Below are 15,797 nucleotides of genomic sequence, written 5' to 3'. Positions count from 1 at the left end.
GCCGATGGATACGCCCATAGTATTCATCCCTTACCATATTATTATGCTGATTGAATTCCGTAAAAAAGACAGGGCATCGCGCCCTGTCACTGTTTCTCTTCTTTTTTCTTTTGGTCCCCGGGGATGTCCAGCTTGGTCACCTTGACCTCATCTTTGATGAAGTCTTGATACAGCTCCGTCACCTTCTGCCCCATCATCTCTTCCTTCACTTTATCAAAAGACAGCTTTTTCCGTTCCTTCACCTTGATAATATGGTATCCGTAATCGGACTTGATCGGATCGCTGATCTTGTCGATGGGGGATTTGACCGCTGCTTTGGAAAATTCCGGAACCCACTGGTCAGGAGTTCCTTCCATGTCTCCGCCCTGCTTTTTGGAGCCGGGATCATCAGAGTATTTTTTCGCCAGGTCACTAAATTTCTTCCCGTCCTCTAACTCTTTCTGTACCTTTTCAGCTAAGGCCTTAGCATCCTTGTCCGAGCGTTTTTTCTTCTTGCCCTCCGGATCCTCAGCAGTGGAGATCAGGATGTGACTCAGCTTAATATTATAGAAATTATCGGATTTGCTATATTCCTTCTTCAAATCCTTTTCATTCACTTTATCCTCAAAGTAGGCAGACACTTTATTGTTCTTTTCCAAAAAGCCCTTTAGTTGTTCCTTGGTAAACCCGTGTTCCTTGAGGTAACCCTCCAGATCCTGCTCTTTTTTGTCCTTGCCTTCGGCAGGCATCTGTTTCAACTGCTCCTCAAATTGTTTCAGGGATTCGTCCGCCTGCTTTTTGTATTTTTTTTCATCTTTTACTCGTTGGGAGACCATATCCTCTGCGATATAGCTTTTGACAACTTCCTTTTTCACCTCAGGAGATCCCATCATGGCAGCCATCTGAGGTTGAAATAGCCCCATAATGTTCAGATAGGTATTCAGTTCCCCTTCTGTCACCTTGCCGCCTTTATACTCGGCAACGACTTTCTTACTATCCGTCGGGAGGACGGTAGCTTGTCCATCCTGAGCCGTCTTCTGTCCGTCCTTGTCATCCTTGCTGCCGCAACCGACCACCAACAGAGAGACTGCTAGGAAGGCACTCAGCACCGTAAGCAGTCGTTTATTCATTGGCTGCATTTCGAACTGCTCCTTTCGTTTTGGGAACCGTTTCATATTGTATCAGAAATTGTTCCACCATTTCCAGCCCTTCCGCCATTGGAATCCCTTTAAGACGAAAGGTGATACCGATCCGTTCCCCAGAAGAGAGGCGGATCCGACCATGAAAATTCTGGATTACCCGGAACAAACGTTGCCCGTCCACCACCTGGTTCTGGTCGGGATGGAGACGGATCACGATATCAAACCCATTTTGTTTGATTTCTTCCATATGATATTGGATCGCATAAGCATGAAGACGGGCCACTCGGAGCAGATTTTGCACCGGACGTGGCAGATCTCCAAACCGGTCCTCGATTTCCTCTTCCAGATCCCGGGCCGTATCCAGACTGCGGATCGCCCTAATTTTTTTGTAGATCTCGATCTTTTGCTTTTCGTCTTGGATATAGTCCGAGGGGATATAGGCATCTACATTCAATTCGATCACCGGGTCGGTTTGAGTCTCTTCTTCCTTTGTTCCTTGTTGATCTTGGATCGCTTCCTTCAACATCTGAGTATACATCTCAAATCCGACGGTAGCGATATGTCCATGCTGTTCCGCGCCCAGGAGGTTACCGGCTCCCCGGATCGCCAGGTCCCGCATGGCGATTTTAAAGCCGGAACCCAGTTCGGTGAATTCCTTGATCGCTTGCAGCCGTTTTTCTGCTGTCTCAGACAATACCTTGTTTCGCTGGTAGGTAAAGTATGCATAGGCGATCCGGTTGGAGCGACCTACCCGCCCCCGCAGTTGATACAGCTGAGAGAGTCCCATTTTGTCAGCGTTGTATATGATCAACGTGTTGACATTGGGGATGTCCACCCCGGTTTCGATGATGGTGGTGCTTACGAGGACATCGGTCTCCCCATCCAGAAAGTCCAGCATCACTTTCTCCAATTCCGTCTCCGCCATCTGTCCATGGGCTACCGCGATCCGGGCATCAGGTACCAGCATTCGGATCTGATCTGCCATCTTGTCGATGTTCTGCACCTGGTTGTACAAAAAGTAAACCTGTCCGCCCCGTGCCATCTCCCGTTCGATCGCTTCCCGCACCAATGCGGCGGAATACTCCAATACATAGGTCTGGACGGGGAAACGGTTTTCCGGTGGTGTTTCAATCACTGACAGATCCCGCACCCCCATCATCGACATGTGTAAGGTACGGGGAATCGGTGTGGCCGTCAGGGTGAGGACATCGATATTGCTCTTGATTTTTTTGATTTTCTCTTTGTGCTTGACTCCGAAACGTTGCTCCTCATCCACAATCAGCAGGCCCAGTTCTTTGAATTGGACATCTTTGGACAAGATGCGGTGGGTTCCGATCACAATATCGACAGTCCCGTCATTCACGCCTTGGACCGTTTCCCGCTGCTCTTTGCGCGAACGGAAACGGGACAATACCCGGATCTCTACTGGAAAGTCAGAAAAGCGCTCCCGGAATGTCTCGAAGTGTTGCTGAGCCAAGATGGTTGTAGGCACCAGCACAGCTACCTGTTTGCCATCCATCGTAGCCTTAAAAGCGGCCCGGATCGCCACTTCGGTTTTCCCGTAACCGACATCCCCGCAGAGGAGACGATCCATCGGCTGGGTCTTCTCCATATCCTGTTTGATCTCTTCGATGGAACGAAGCTGATCTGCCGTCTCCTCGTAAGGAAATAAGGCATCAAACTCCCGTTGATAAGGAGTGTCGGGAGAAAAGGCATAGCCCCGTTCCGACTGGCGTTTTGCATACAGTTTGATCAGATCGGCAGCGATATCCTGCACGGAGGAGCGAACTTTGTTCTTTACCTTGCTCCATTCACTGCCGCCCAGACTGTACACCTTGGGCGTCTTTTCCTCACTGCCTAAATATTTCTGCACTTGGTCGATCTGTTCGATCGGTACGTACAGTTTGTCATTACCGGCATATTGGATCAAGAGGTAATCCTTGTGAATCCCCCCGACGTCCAAAGTTTCCGTTCCGGCATAACGACCGATTCCATGGTTGACATGAACCACATAATCCCCAGGCTGCAACTCCTGATAATCCTTGATCTTCTCTGCATGATCCAGCTTCGCGGTCCGACGGATTCGCCGCCGTTTTTGTGTGAAAACCTCTCCTTCCGTCACCACGGCCAGTCGTGCGCCACCCATCTCAAACCCGCCTGCGAGAGAGGCGACCCGGATCGCGGGTTGACCTGGCTGCAAGGGACTCCCCTCCCCTGCCCGGAACACCTCCATCCCATAGTCGGCCAGAACTCGTTCCAACCGAGCCGCCCGCTCTTCGGTACTGGCCAAAAACAGGACCCTGTATTTGGATTTCACCCAGCGATCCCATTCCGTTTTGAGCACATGCATCTGGCCGTGAAACTGCTGCATGCCTCGGCAGATGAATTGCACGATATTCTGTGGTTGGATCCCGCCGACCTGTCGCATGAACAGCGAGAGATAGATCCGTGGATGTTCCCGTCGCGAAAACAGATCCTCATAGTTGTGGGAAACCTTCAGTTGGGGGAGAAATTCCCCTTCCTGAAGCAAAGCGGTCTGCCACTCTCCTTCTTCATTCTCCATCTGGCGAGCGGACTCCTGTATCCGTGCAGGCTCGTCTAACACCCAGACCGTCTCTTTGGCAAGATAGTCCAACAGCGTATGATTCTCAGGATAGATGCGACTGATATATTTGTAGATCCCCGTAAAGAGAGCGCCGGATTTTAACTGTTCAATCTCCCAAGTGATTTTCTCGGTCAGCTTTTGGCTCAATTCAGGATCCTTCACCTGAGACAATCTCTCTTGTAGGAGGTTGACTACCTCATCCCCGGCCCGATACAGAGAGTCTGAATCGGCAAACAACTCCCTTGCCGGTGGGATCTCCACTTGATCCCATTTATTCTGGGAGCGCTGATCCGCGACGGAGAAGGGACGGATCGAATCGACTTCGTCATCGAACCATTCCACCCGAACAGGGTGGGAATAAGTGACGGGGAAAACATCGAGAATACCTCCCCTTACACTAAACTCCCCTCGTTTTTCCACCATCTCCACCCGTTCGAAACCCACTTTGATCAAATGCTCCATCAAGGATCCGATAGGATGCACTTCACCCACCTTCAAGGTCCGATGGTTGGCGGCAAATACATGGGCAGGCGGAACCAATTTTCTCAACCCGGCAAAGGGCACCACAAAAACCCCGGAAAATCCTTTGGATAATCGAGAAAGAACCTGAACCCTCTCTCCCAGGGTCTCATGACCGTCCAAAGCGATCTCCGTCGCCATCAATTCATTGGCTGGATAGAGCAATACTTGGTCCTTGGGCAATAGTTCATACAAGTCTTCTACCGCTTTTTGGGCTTGGTTCAGGTTATGAGTGACCAGCAGGATCGGCCGACGGGTTTCCCTGTACAGGGAGGCTACATAGAGCATGCGCGCTGAACCGGTCAACCCCGCCACCATTTGTTCTTTCAGTCCTTCTTTTAAGGAAACGACAGTAGATTGAAATTCTTCATCTTTCTGATATAAGCGTAACAAAGTCTCCAAGTTCTCTCATCCTCCTCTCCGCAAAAGAAAGAGAATCCACCGATCATACAAAAAAGAAGCCTCAGCTGGGGACAGCTAAGGCTGTATTGTAAAAAACCCCGCATCCATCACTGCCCGGCGCCTTCCCCGGTCTGGATCAACTCCGATTTAAGAATCACTGGAAAGGGCGGGCCAGCAAGGATATTTCCGGATTTCGATTCAACATGTCCTGACATGATTCGCAGATCACTCGAACGGTTGTTTGACCGTCTGAATCATAGGATATTATATCTTTCCGTTCTTCCGGGGTCAACAAATGAAACCCCAGTTGCATCTCTGTCACCTGTTCATCCTCAATCTGTCCGATCCATGTGTCACAATATCGGCAAAGATAAGTTACAGCCATCTTATGCCTCCTGCCCAGGGGATATTCTGGATATTTTGCCTTAGTATCACCTGTAGAGGCATTTTTCATTCACTGATCGGCGGACAGATCCCTATTGAATTGGTTCATCACCTCAGGGAATGGACGCTCCAGCCACTGTTGCACCGCAGCGGCAGATCGGTCAACTGCCCCGGCGATCGGCTCTTCCTCCTCTCGCCCAAAGCGGCCCAGCACATAATCCGGGACCGGAATCGGAACCTTTGGCCTTCCGATCCCGATTTTGATCCGTTTAAACTCCTGAGTTCCCAGATGGTCGATCAAGGATTGGACTCCCCGGTGCCCACCGGCGCTTCCCTTCATCCGCAACCGGATCCGGCCCGGAGGCAGATCCAGGTCATCATAGATGACCAGCAGGTTTTCGACACCGCATTTCAGCCACTTCAGGGCAGGACGAACCGATTCTCCGGACAGATTCATATAGGTTTCCGGCTTGAGCAGGATGACTTTCTCTCCGTTCACCTGTCCTTCGCCCACCAGGGCTTTCCACTTTTCTTTCTGAACGGGAATCTTCCATTCCTCAGCCAGGTGGTCCACCACCCAAAAACCGATGTTATGTCGGGTCAGTGCATACCTGATACCTGGATTTCCCAGGCCAACGATCACTTTCACATCGCTCCTCCTCACCAACACAGGGAAGGCGCAACGATTCCACGTTGCGCCCTTTCCCCTTCATGCTTTCATCTTATTTCTTCACTGACGGGAATGTTTCTTCTCCTATTCCTCCGTCGGAGTATCTGTTGTCTCCTCTTCTTCCTCCGTACTCTGTTCCATCCGGGGAGGGAGTATGGAAACCACCGTCTCTTCGGGATCCGTGAGCAATTCCACTCGATCTGGGATCGGCAACTCCCCGACCGTTAGGGTGTCACCGATGTTGAGCTGGGTGATATCCCCTTCCAGTCTGTCGGGGAGATCAGCGGGAAGGCAACGGATTTGCACGTTGCGGAGCTGATGTTGCAGCACTCCCCCCTCTTTCACCCCGATCGGCTCGCCGGTCAATTCAATATAAATTTCTGTATCGAAAGGTTGGTCCAACTTTACTTCGTTGAAATCGATATGAATGATTTTGTCTTTGATTCGATCCTGTTGCAGTTCACGAATCATGACCTGCCGGGATTTACCACCAGGGTATTGAAGTTCGTAAATCGCCGAGGTTCCTTCCTGTTGCAGCATCTTAATTACCTGACCAGCTTCTAGTTGAATCAGCTCATTTTCCATTCCTTTGCCGTACACAACAGCTGGTACCCGTCCTTCCCGACGTAGTTTCGTCAGCACAGAACGTGGGTCTTTCTCCCGAAAAGTTACGGCGATTGGATAGGCCATGGACAGATTTCCTCCTTCATGGAAATGAACGTGATACATACCTGTAACCAGGCGTGTTGATTATCCATATTTCAGGCAGGGAGATCGTATTCTACCAGGCTCTCTGATGCCATCCCCCAAAGAAGTAGAGATGGTCCGTTCCGTATCTGACCCTCGGGCAGGGGCAAAACCAGGAGGTCAGCAACATCGGATGAATGTTTCCCCTAACGCCCCGTCCTCTCGTCAGACTTCTACGCTAAGTAGGATGGCACCTTCTATCTCAGGGCTTCAGCCCATCGAGATTGTAACGCATGAGAACGCTTTGGCAGCACACGGTCCCTTCCTTGTTAATCAACAGCCCTGACCTGTAACATTCATTCCCTTTAATCAAGGAGGATAAACACCGGTCGGTTCATTCAGTCGAAAAGTTTGCTCACAGACAGCTCTTCGTGCACCCGAATGATCGCCTCACCAATCAGGGAAGCGACAGACAGCACGGAGATCTTGTCCAACTGCTTTTCTTCAGGAAGGGGGATGGTATTGGCTACCACCATCTCGGTGATCTGGGAATCCCGGATCCGTTGGATGGCCGGGCCGGAGAAAACCGGGTGAGTACAGCAGGCGTACACTTCCTTGGCACCATAGTCAATCAGGGCATTGGCTGCCAGTGCAATCGTTCCTGCCGTATCGATAATATCATCGATAATAATACAACGCTTTCCTTTCACATCACCGACAATATTCATCACTTCGGCCACATTGGGCTCCGGACGGCGCTTGTCAATAATGGCAATCGGGCTTTCTAGTCGCTCTGCTAGTTTGCGAGCCCGGATCACCCCGCCATGGTCGGGGGAAACCACTACCGGATCTTCTAATTTCTTCTGAATGAAATAATCACCCAAGATTGGCACACCCAGCAGATGGTCCACAGGAATATCGAAAAAACCTTGAATCTGGGTGGCGTGCAGATCCATTGTGATCATCCGGTCTGCACCGGCTGTTTCAATCAGGTTGGCCACCAATTTGGCTGTAATCGGATCCCGAGCCCGGGTTTTCCGATCTTGGCGGGCATAACCGTAATAAGGGATTACCACATTGATCGTCCGAGCCGATGCCCGTTTCAATGCATCCACCATCACCAACAGCTCCATGAGATTCTGGTTGACCGGATGACAGGTGGATTGGATCACATAGACATCGGAACCCCTAACACTTTCATCCAGTCGGACATGAATCTCCCCATCGCTGAAACTGCCGATAACTGCTTTACCCAAGGGAACCCCCACATGCTCGGCAATCTCCTGAGCTAACACCGGATTGGAATTACAGCTGAAAACTTGCAAACGCCTCTGTGTTTCTGTGGACATCTTCCCCCAACCCTCCAGCCATATTAAGAAATATCAGTTCATGTTCAGCCTTTTTGACGAAGTTTTTTTGCGTATTCGGGTTTATTGGTCTGGCGTTCCCGGGCAATGGCCAGTGCATCTTCCGGAACGTCTCGGTGGATGGTGGAGCCTGCTGCGACATAGGCTCCCTTGCCAATCGTAACTGGTGCCACCATGTTGACATTGCATCCGACAAAGGCGCCGTCTTCGATCACCGTCTGGTGTTTATTCTTTCCATCATAGTTCACAGTTATGGCACCACAGCCGATGTTGACCTCTTCCCCCACCTGGGCATCCCCCACATATCCCAAATGGGAAATCTTGCTTTTTCTACCGAGGGATGTGTTCTTCACGTCCACAAAACAGCCCACCTTGCTCTCTTCCCCAAGAGTGGAGCCGGGGCGCACATAAGTGTAAGGGCCCACTGTAGCTTGCTTTTTCACTTGGCTTCCTTGCAGGACAGAATGGCGGATGATTCCTCCATCCTCTACTTCTAAATCCGTCAACTCCGCATAAGGGCCGATGACGCAATCGGTGCCGATCCGGGTTCGCCCCCGGAGAATACTTCCTGGGTGGATCACCGTATCTTCACCGATTACCACACCCGCCTCAATATAGGTGTTGTCCGGGTCTGTGATGGTGACACCCTCCATCATATGTTCATGGAGAATGCGTCTTTGCATCACTTTTTCCGCCGCCGCCAGTTGGATCCGATCGTTGACTCCCCCGGCCTCTGCCGGATCCGCCATCGCCTGGGCTCCAATCGGATGGCCTTCCTGATTCAGGATACCAATCACATCCGGCAGGTAATACTCTCCTTGCTTATTATCATTGCTCACTTTTGAAAGCGCATCCCACAAAAGTCGGTTATCGAAGCAAAATGTTCCTGTGCTGATCTCCTGCACCTTCCGTTCTTCTGCAGTTGCATCCTTGTGTTCCACCACCCGGTCCACGGTCCCGTCACTTCTGCGGATCACGCGACCGTACCCGGTAGCATCTGGGAGCACCGCCGTCAAGATCGTGGCAGCGGCACCGCTTTCCCGGTGTGACTGAACCAGTTGGGCCAGGGTCCTCCGGGTAAACAGCGGATGGTCTCCGTTCATCACCAAGGTCACCCCGTCCTTGTCCGCCAGCAACGGCGCTGACTGCATGACAGCATGGGCAGTGCCTAACTGTTGATCCTGACGGACCAAAGAGGCTCGCCCTTCTAAGTGATTCGCAACGGTTTCCCCTTGATACCCTACAATGACGACGCGTTCGTCGGTTCCGAGGTCGATCAACAGTTCGATAATATGATCGATGATCGGCTTCCCGCAAACCGGATGCAACACTTTGTGCTTCTTGGACTTCATGCGGGTTCCTTTGCCCGCAGCCAAAACGACGGCAAATAAATTTTCCATCAGAGAGAAGCCCCCCGATATTCTATCAAAACTCCACATCCGACTATATCCCAAAGGTACCGTCATTGCAAGAACCACAAGTAGCCAAGGGGTAAACAAAAAAAGCGACAGGGATCAGCCGGATCTCCCTGTCGTCGTCATGCTTTTCTTCTTCTGTCTGAATCCAACTCCGGCCGGGCGATAGATTCCGGTGGCGGACTATGCACTCCCCTCCACCGCAGGATCTACCTCTTCACCGGCCCGGTGGTATTCACTCAGGACAGCCATTTCGATTTTTTCCCGGGAATCCGGCGAGATGGGGTGTGCGATATCCCTGAATTCCCCGTCCGGCCTTCTCTTGCTCGGCATGGCCACAAACATGCCATTGTTGCCGTCAATCACCCGGATATCATGCACCACAAACTCGCCGTCGATCGTAATCGAAGCGATCGCCCGCATTCTTCCTTCACGAGTGACCCGGCGAAGTCGAACATCCGTAATTTCCAACCTTCTTCACCACCCATTTCCAGAGATGATGTACTTCACATATTCCACATGGATGGTGGTTTCCCTGCAAGTTAATGCCAAGAATTTCGCTGAAAAATCACGAATTTTTTACGAGGGCTACCGCTTCGATCTCTACGGACACATCCTTTGGCAGTCGAGAAACCTCGACACAGGCCCGCGCCGGACGAAACTCACCGAAAAACTGGGCATAAACTTCGTTCACCTGTTGAAAATGATTCATATCCTTCAGGAAAATCGTAGTTTTCACCACTTGCTCTAAACCGCTTCCCGACGCAACTAATATCTCTTCTAGATTGGTCAATACCTGTCGGGTCTGTTCTTCCACGTCGCCTGTCACCTGCTCCCCCTCTGGCGTCAGCGGGATCTGTCCTGAAACAAAGACAAAGCCCCCCGTCCGGACAGCCTGAGAATAAGGTCCGATGGCTTGGGGCGCACGATCAGTCTGTATTTTGTCCATAAGTCCATCCTCCCTGTTCCAAGAGATTTCCAGGTACCACTTTGATTTCTCTTTTCTTCACATCCACCTCCGCCACTGTCGTCAGGGAAATATAATTTTCCACCAACCGCTCTTCCAGTAGCGTGTCTGTCATCACACCAATCCCCGACACTTGCGCATGAAATTCATTCATGAGGTCGATCATGCCTTGAACCGTTCCCCCCGCTTTCATAAAGTCGTCAATGATCAGCACCCGCACCCCTTCATTCAGGCTGCGCCGGGACAGTGACAGACTTCCCAAGCGTTTGCTGGAGCCGGAGACGGTATTGATGGTAACGACGGAACCCTCCGTGATTCGACTATCCCGACGAACGATCGCCACCGGCAAACCCAGATGATCCGCTGTGGCATAAGCCAGCGGGATCCCCTTGGTCTCCACCGTCACGACCACTTCTGCCCCACTGTCACAAAAAACGGAAGCGAAGACGCGCCCGATTTCCCGGACCATTGCCGTGTTCCCCAACAAGTCGGACAGATATAAATAGCCTCCCGGAAGGATCCGCCCCGGATCAGACAATTGCTGGCAGAGCGTATCCACCAGTTCCCCCGCCACCCCGCGATTCACCCGGGGAAGAAACCGGACGCCACCGGCGGCGCCGGCAACTGTCTCCAGTTCACCGGAGCCTTCACTTTGAAAAACCTCTTGGATGATCCCCAAATCTTCGCTGATGGAAGATTTGGCCGCCTGGTATCGATCCGCAAAATAGGTCAGAGGGATCAGACGATGGGGATTCCGGAGCAATCGATGGCTCATATCCACCAAGCGTGCACTACGCTTCCACTTCTTCATGCTACCCTCCGCAAAATCCGAATATTTGATGTGAAACATATCACTTCAACCGCTTTTTATCAAGGGAAGACCGCTCCAGGCCGCCCAGTAGCCGAACTGCGATCACTTGCCGACAAAATCCACGGAGACCGTTAACTACCCGCCGGGCTAGATTTTCCTTCTGAACGAGAGCAAAGACTGTCGGTCCACTGCCGGACATCAAAACACCCTGGGCTCCGAAGGCGATCATCTTTTCCTTCAATCGGTGAACTTTGGGATATTGAACCAGCGTTACACTTTCCAACACATTGCTCAATTCATGACAGACACCGTTAAAATCCCTCTGCTCCAAAGCTTTCAACATTCGATCCAACTGGGGACGTTCCTCTACCCGCTCCAGTTGAAACGCTGCAAATACTTCCGCCGTAGACACCCCGTGGGGAGGTTTGGCCAAAATCACCCAGCAGGGCGGCGGCGGAGCCACAGGGGTGATCTCTTCCCCCCGTCCCCGGGCGATTGCGGTTCCGCCATAGACACAAAAGGGAACATCTGAACCCAGCCCCAAACCCAGCTTCGCCATCTCCTCCACGGTCAAGCCCAAGTCCCATAACTGGTTCAGCCCTTTTAAAGTGGCCGCTGCATCGCTACTACCACCGGCCAGCCCCGCCGCTACCGGGATATTTTTTCGGATACCGATATGGATCCCCTTTTGAACCCCAAACCGCTTCTTCACCAACGCCACCGCTCGGTAAGCCAGGTTTCGGTCATCGAAGGGCACAAAGCCTGATGTGCTATCCAATGTGATCCCGCTCCGAGTTTCGGTTAAATCGATGCGATCGTAAAGGTCGATGGTGGTCATCAACATCTCCAATTCGTGATAATCATCCGCTCGCTTATGTAAGACATCCAGCGTCAAATTGATTTTGGCCGGTGCCTTTACAGAGACATCCAATATTTCGCCCCCCCTTTCCGCACCCTGTTCCAACCCAAAAAAAGAAGGTAAGTTGGCTTTACTATTGTATCATGTGCATATATCCCATAAAAGCAAAGAAAACGGGCGGGGAAAGTTCCCCGCCCGTGCCCATAACCGGATCCGTTGAGGTATCCTGACTCCGTGTCAGAATCCAGTGAATGTCAGTTGCAGGTTCATCGATTCGCCATACGCTCTTCGGCCAGCTCAATGGCCCGTTTCACCATATTCCCCGCATCTCGAGCCTTGATTCCGCCCCAGCCTTCGCGCTGAACCACATCATAAAAGCCTAGTTCTTTGGCCAATTCGATCTTCAAGTCTTCCGACATGATTCCCCGCCGTGCCATCTGACTCCTCCCTTTCCTTCTCCGGCCGGGCAACCTTAGTATGGACTCAACTGATGATCTCTGCCCATCCAATGCCTTCCTTTCCTCGCTCGATTGGATTCGGGAAGGACGCACCCCTGATGTGATCTACTCTTTACATCCTGACTAAAGACTTACAAATCGTCAAACCCGTTGTCAGAGGAAACCTTGCTGTACTGGCGGGATTTCCCTTCAAAAAAGTCCTGTTTCCCCCGGTTGACATCCTGATAGGCGATCACCCATCGCATGGGATTCTTGCGATATCCTTCGAAGGGCCGTTCCGCCCCCAGTTCATGAGCGCGTTTGTTCGCCATAAAACGGATATAGGCCCGGAGCTCATCCGGCCGAATCCCGTCGAAGCGATCACCGAGAACCGTTTCCCCCCACCGAATCTCCAATTCCGCCGCCCGCCGAAAAGCTTCGGTCACAAAGTTCCGGCTTTCCTCCGTGTCCAATTCGGGAAACTCCTGTAACAGTTGCTGGTAAATCTGAACAAACAGTCGGACGTGAAGTTGCTCATCCCGGTTGATATAGTTGATCATGGTGGAGGTGGAAACCATCTTCTGGTGACGGGCCAGATTGTAGAAAAAGGTGAACCCAGAATAAAAGTTGAGCCCCTCCAGAATCACATCAAAAACGATAGAACGGAGTAATGTGAGCGGTTCAGGATTATCCACAAAATCCTGATACCCATCCACAATAAATTCATTCCGTTCCCGTAGGACTTGATCGTGCTTCCAGTATTCAAACACCTCTTCTTGTTCCTGCCGGTTTACAAGGGAGGAAAGGACATAGGAATAAGATTGGTTATGGACGACTTCCTGAAAAGAAAGCACCGTCATCAAGGCCGACAGACTGGAATCAGTCAAATAATCGGCCACCCTTGATGAATAATCGGTCTGGATCGAGTCGAGAAAAGCCAGCAGTCCGATGATTTTTTTAAAGGCGACTTGTTCTTCTTCCGTTAATCGCCCCCACTGTTTGATGTCTTCCGACATATTGATTTCAAAAGGAGTCCAAAAATTGGACAGCATGTTCTTGTACAGAGGATACGCCCAAGGGAAGCGGCAATCATCCCAGTTCAATACATTGGAAGATTGCCCATTGATGATCCCAGTGCTGGCATTGGGTGCGATCGGATCATACAGTTTACGTTTTTTCATGGTTTTTCCCTCCTCAGCTGGAACAGCTCTCACAATCGTCTACATAATCCGTCGCTGTGGACCGTAAGTAGTAGGTGGTTTTCAGACCCAACTTCCAGGCGGTCAGGTGCAGATCCAGCAGATCTCGGGCTTTGATGTCATGACGCACATACAGATTCAGGGATTGAGACTGATCGATATAGCGTTGACGGGCCGCTGCCTGTCGTAGGCTCCAGCGTTGGTCCATCTCATGGGCCGGTTTATAATACCAGCTGGTCTCCGGGGTGAGATCCGGCGCAGTAACCGGTATTTTGTAATTTTTCTTCTCTTCGCTGTATTCCCGGCGAAACACAGGATCGATGGAAGCGGTACTACCAGCGATCAGAGAAGTGCTCGCATTGGGAGCCACCGCCATCAGCCAAGCGTTGCGCAGTCCATAACGGCGGACCTCCTCCGCCAAGCTGCGCCAGGGCTCCTCCTGCAATCCCCTTTTTGCAAAATAGGCTCCGGTCTGCCAGTCGCTCCCTTCAAAGAGCGAATAAGCACCTTTCTCCCGGGCCAATTCCATGGAGGCTCGAATCGTGAGCTGAGCGATCTCTCCGTATAGCTCTTCCCCATAGTGGACCGCCTCCTCCGATTCCCAGCGGATCCCTTTGAGAGCCAACAAATGATGCCATCCAAAGGTACCTAATCCGATCGCCCGATATTTTTGGTTAGTGATTCTCGCCTGGGGAACTTCGATCGTGTTCAGATCGATCACATTGTCCAACATCCGCACCTGAACCGGAATCAATCGTTTCAACACTCCGTCAGTCACCGCCCGCCCCAGATTGATGGAGGAGAGGTTACAGACAACAAAATCGCCGGGTTCCTTGGTGATCAGGATCTTCCCGTCTTCCACGCGCTCCTCCCGCAACAGTGTCGGACTCATATTCTGCATGATCTCAGTACACAAGTTGGAGCAGTAGACCAGCCCAGCATGACTGTTGGGGTTTTTGCGGTTCGCTTCATCTCGATAAAACATATAGGGCGTACCTGTTTCCAACTGGGAAACCATGATCCGCTTCATCAATTCAATTGCCGGGACCGTAGTCCGGTCCAAACCCGGATGCTGTACACAGGCTGCGTATCTCTCCCGGAAACTGCCTTCTCCCGGTTCCTCATCATAAAAATCTTCCAGCGACCAGCCCATCACCCTTCGGACTTGGTGCGGATCAAACAGATGCCAATCTTCCCGGGCCTCCACTGCCTCCATAAAAAGGTCAGGAATACACACGCCGGTGAAGAGATCATGGGTCCGCAGCCGTTCATCTCCATTGTTCAGCTTGGCATCGAGAAAGGAGAGAATATCTTGATGCCAGATATCCAGGTAGACCGCGATCGACCCTTTTCGTTGTCCCAACTGATCCACACTTACCGCGGTGTTGTTCAATTGTTTCATCCAAGGGATTACCCCTGAGCTGATCCCTTTGTATCCTTTGATATCGCTCCCACGGGACCGGATTTTGCCCAGGTAGACACCCAGACCCCCTCCTCCTTTGGAAACCTTGGCCACATCGGTGTTGCTGTCATAAATCCCCTGTAGACTGTCATCCACCGTGTCCACAAAACAGGAAGATAATTGGCCAAAATTTTTGCCGGCATTGGACAGGGTAGGTGTGGCTACAGTCATATACAGATGGGAGAGAGCCCAGTAGGCTTCCCGTACCCAATGCATCCGATGCTCTCTTTCTTCCTGGGACATCAGCACCATCGCGATGATAAGAAATCGCTCCTGGGGAAGCTCGTACAATTCTCCTGCCTGGGAGCGGGCCAAGTAACGGTCAGCCAAGGTTCTCAGTCCCGCATAGGTGAACAGACGATCCCGCTCCGGACGGATGATCGTCGCCAATTCCTCGATTTCCCCTCGAGTATAGCCTTCCAACAGTAAAGGAGAGTAGACGCTGGATTTTGTCAGCACTTGGATTAACTCATAAAAATCTCCGTAGGGTTCCCCTTGACGGAATGGATGGCGCGAGGCCTCCTCGTAAAGCCGCGCCAAATAGATCCGCGAGGCTACAAAAGTCCAATCTGGTTCCTCACTGCTGACCCGTTCCAAGGCGTCTAGGATCATCCGGTCAGAAATTTGATCCGCAGAATCTCCTTCCCGAAAGGAGCGCAACTGTTGAGCGATGTACTCTTGAAGATCCAGTTTGGGAAAGTCGCTCACCAAAGGTTGGAGAAAATTTTCCATGGCCTGCCTGTCACGGGGAATCGTTTCTGTCGACAACAGCGTTCCGATCATTTCATCTCCGCCTTCCTCTGGAGTGATCTTCCGCCAGAAGCGTTGGAATCAAATCCTTTGGTAACACTTCTAGGGAGCTCTTCCAGGGCAAATAAAAAAACACCCTTAT

Annotated in this window: 14 protein-coding genes; all 14 read right to left on the bottom strand. The window is 51.4% G+C overall.

What is annotated here, in order from left to right:
- Positions 1 to 86 precede the first annotated feature (86 nt).
- The 14 genes from JOD24_RS10245 to JOD24_RS10180 all read right to left on the bottom strand — a co-directional run bounded on the left by JOD24_RS10245 (position 87) and on the right by JOD24_RS10180 (position 15,688).
- On the bottom strand, positions 87 to 1,118 hold the full coding sequence (locus JOD24_RS10245; RefSeq protein WP_380166404.1) for a peptidylprolyl isomerase: 1,032 nt from the start codon (positions 1,116 to 1,118) through the stop codon (positions 87 to 89).
- Positions 1,102 to 4,647: a transcription-repair coupling factor gene (mfd, locus tag JOD24_RS10240; protein ID WP_380166406.1), complete on the bottom strand. Its 3,546-nt coding sequence runs from the start codon at positions 4,645 to 4,647 to the stop codon at positions 1,102 to 1,104. The genes JOD24_RS10245 and mfd overlap by 17 nt, the downstream gene beginning before the upstream one ends.
- A 154-nt stretch (positions 4,648 to 4,801) precedes the next feature.
- Complete coding sequence (locus JOD24_RS10235) at positions 4,802 to 5,032, bottom strand: anti-sigma-F factor Fin (protein ID WP_380166408.1); 231 nt, start codon at positions 5,030 to 5,032, stop codon at positions 4,802 to 4,804.
- Positions 5,033 to 5,101: 69 nt separating this feature from the next.
- Positions 5,102 to 5,680 (bottom strand): aminoacyl-tRNA hydrolase, encoded by a 579-nt coding sequence (gene pth / locus JOD24_RS10230; RefSeq protein WP_380166410.1) that lies wholly within the window; start codon positions 5,678 to 5,680, stop codon positions 5,102 to 5,104.
- Positions 5,681 to 5,785: 105 nt separating this feature from the next.
- On the bottom strand, positions 5,786 to 6,391 hold the full coding sequence (locus tag JOD24_RS10225) for a 50S ribosomal protein L25/general stress protein Ctc (RefSeq protein ID WP_380166412.1): 606 nt from the start codon (positions 6,389 to 6,391) through the stop codon (positions 5,786 to 5,788).
- A gap of 395 nt (positions 6,392 to 6,786) precedes the next feature.
- The gene (locus JOD24_RS10220) at positions 6,787 to 7,737 is read right to left on the bottom strand and encodes a ribose-phosphate diphosphokinase (RefSeq protein WP_380166414.1); all 951 of its coding nucleotides are present in this window, start codon (positions 7,735 to 7,737) and stop codon (positions 6,787 to 6,789) included.
- 44 nt (positions 7,738 to 7,781) lie between these two features.
- Positions 7,782 to 9,155, bottom strand: a complete 1,374-nt coding sequence (gene glmU, locus JOD24_RS10215; RefSeq protein WP_429246873.1) for a bifunctional UDP-N-acetylglucosamine diphosphorylase/glucosamine-1-phosphate N-acetyltransferase GlmU — start codon at positions 9,153 to 9,155, stop codon at positions 7,782 to 7,784.
- Between the two features lie 198 nt (positions 9,156 to 9,353).
- Complete coding sequence (gene spoVG, locus JOD24_RS10210) at positions 9,354 to 9,641, bottom strand: septation regulator SpoVG (RefSeq protein ID WP_380166418.1); 288 nt, start codon at positions 9,639 to 9,641, stop codon at positions 9,354 to 9,356.
- 97 nt (positions 9,642 to 9,738) lie between these two features.
- Complete coding sequence (locus tag JOD24_RS10205) at positions 9,739 to 10,119, bottom strand: RidA family protein (protein ID WP_380166420.1); 381 nt, start codon at positions 10,117 to 10,119, stop codon at positions 9,739 to 9,741.
- Positions 10,100 to 10,948: a pur operon repressor gene (gene purR / locus JOD24_RS10200; RefSeq protein ID WP_429246872.1), complete on the bottom strand. Its 849-nt coding sequence runs from the start codon at positions 10,946 to 10,948 to the stop codon at positions 10,100 to 10,102. Before purR ends, JOD24_RS10205 begins: the two co-directional genes overlap by 20 nt.
- A gap of 40 nt (positions 10,949 to 10,988) precedes the next feature.
- Complete coding sequence (gene ispE, locus JOD24_RS10195) at positions 10,989 to 11,879, bottom strand: 4-(cytidine 5'-diphospho)-2-C-methyl-D-erythritol kinase (protein WP_380166424.1); 891 nt, start codon at positions 11,877 to 11,879, stop codon at positions 10,989 to 10,991.
- Between the two features lie 194 nt (positions 11,880 to 12,073).
- On the bottom strand, positions 12,074 to 12,244 hold the full coding sequence (locus JOD24_RS10190; RefSeq protein WP_009710749.1) for a small, acid-soluble spore protein, alpha/beta type: 171 nt from the start codon (positions 12,242 to 12,244) through the stop codon (positions 12,074 to 12,076).
- A gap of 152 nt (positions 12,245 to 12,396) precedes the next feature.
- Positions 12,397 to 13,425, bottom strand: coding sequence for a ribonucleotide-diphosphate reductase subunit beta (locus JOD24_RS10185; RefSeq protein WP_429246871.1), 1,029 nt, complete (start codon positions 13,423 to 13,425; stop codon positions 12,397 to 12,399).
- A gap of 13 nt (positions 13,426 to 13,438) precedes the next feature.
- Entirely contained in the window at positions 13,439 to 15,688 is a 2,250-nt protein-coding gene (locus JOD24_RS10180; protein ID WP_380166428.1) for a ribonucleoside-diphosphate reductase subunit alpha, read from the bottom strand.
- Positions 15,689 to 15,797: the final 109 nt, after the last annotated feature.

Origin of the sequence: Kroppenstedtia sanguinis (assembly GCF_050433445.1) — a bacterium.
Classification (GTDB): domain Bacteria; phylum Bacillota; class Bacilli; order Thermoactinomycetales; family DSM-45169; genus Kroppenstedtia; species Kroppenstedtia sanguinis.
The sequence above is the reverse complement of the archived record's forward strand: the minus strand, read 5'-3'. Positions and strand labels throughout refer to the sequence as shown.